The 1,760-nt window shown below is 42.8% G+C and carries 1 pseudogene; it reads right to left on the minus strand.

The features are described 5' to 3' along the window. Positions 1-239: 239 nt before the first annotated feature. Positions 240-1,620: pseudogene (locus ACWI_RS18325) on the minus strand (transposase). Positions 1,621-1,760 lie beyond the last annotated feature (140 nt).

Here is a 1,760-nt window from a genome sequence, read left to right on the forward strand (position 1 = left end):
TAGGTAATTGCGAAATGAAAAAGATTTAGAGCTCAGAGAATTCGGCGGTAAGAAACAGATAGACTTCATGAAGACGGAAGGGAAACGGAACGGCAAAGCAATCAATGTGTTGAAAAAGATGAGAAAAAGAGCGCAAAAATGAAAGCTGGATAATGATGAAAAGTCCAACTAGGCAACGAGTGGTTTAAGGCTGCGCAAGTACTGATGCTGATGGATGTTATCGGAAAGGATCACGGTAATCAGCTGGGTAATTCCGGCCAACAGCAAATCGGCATGAAGTGTTCCGGCATTCTGAGTTTTACGGTTTGCCAGACAGAAACTGTCTTTGAAATGGTTGATGGATTGTTCAACAACGCCCCGGATTTTATAGATCCGATCCCATTCGGGAGTCCCCCGTAGGGTGCCGGGGTAGGTGCGGAGATATTTTTCAGGATAGATATAAAACATCCGACCACAGGAAGAAGGCGAGCAGGGATTTTCGCAGAAACACTGACGTTTGGCTTTCCCGACTTGCTGTTTGATCCATTTTGTTTTGGGACAGGTGAATTTAAACCGGATCAGGCCGTTCTTTCTTTTAGCCCGTCCTTCGGGTTTCATGGGAAGTGACGAATCGTTTGGACAACAGGGAATCCCATCTGCATTAACCGGACAATCCGGATAGGAAAGGCTGCCACGCTGATTCAATGGAATGAACGCTTTTTCAAATTTCAGTTCCTCAAGAAGGGATTGATAAATCGCTGAACTGTCAAAAGCAGCATCGCCAATGAAAAGTTTGGGGACAATCAGTGGGTGCTTTTTAAAGAAGTCGGTAAGAACCGGAATCAGGGCTTTGGTATCATGAAGGGATTTATCCTCATCGGGAGAATCTGATTTTTTCTCGACAGAAATCTCAGGATGATCAACCAGAAAATTCTTATCATAGAAAGTGATATCCCGGACAATGCCAAGGCCATTGGTGATGATGCCGAACTTGTAGACATAACAGAAATGACCATTGATATAGAGCTGTTTGATTTCCGGATTGGATTTGGCGTGGGTGGGCATTGAGCCGTAGGCGGCCTTATAGGGATCATAGGCGTCATCAAGCTGGTGAGATTTTTTGAATGCCTTGAGCTGTTTGATAATTTTATTGGCGAATTTTGGATTATTTTCAGTGACATAGGCTTCAATTCCGGAAGTATCAAAAATAGTCATCATCGCTTTATCAGCATCAATTTTCTGGCAGATCGGTTCAGTCACATCAACAAGACGATGAAAGAGCGATTGTAAGTCCAGCAGGTATGTTTGTTTGAAACGGGTCAGTTGCGATGCATGGGGAACCCGGTTAAAACCGCAGAAATCCCGAAGTTCTCTGGAAAACTTGAGAAAAGTAATCAGCAGTGTATCCGTGGGGATGGAAAAAATCCGCTGCAGGATCAGCGCCCAGAGAATTGAACAAAGCTCAAAATCCCGATGTCGGCCATGTGCGCAGTAGTAATGCTGATAAAAAGAATGCGGAATCAACGCATGAAGATTCAGATTCTCTTCCAGTAGTGAAAGAAAGTGATGTTTGTCACTTTCAAAAAAATGAGTGCACTCAGAATAAATTTCAGCCAAAGAAAGCTGTTTTTGTGATAAAATGGTCATGATATAACTCCTTTCAGGTTGATAGATTTGTTTTTGAGCAACTCAATTTTATCACAATCTGGTGAGGAGTTATATTTTTTTAGGTTAAAAATATCCCGCTATTATGCGGGGTTTGGCGTTTTGCAAACGCCTAA

The sequence above is a fragment of the Acetobacterium wieringae genome (genome assembly GCF_001766835.1).
GTDB classification, from domain to species: domain Bacteria; phylum Bacillota; class Clostridia; order Eubacteriales; family Eubacteriaceae; genus Acetobacterium; species Acetobacterium wieringae.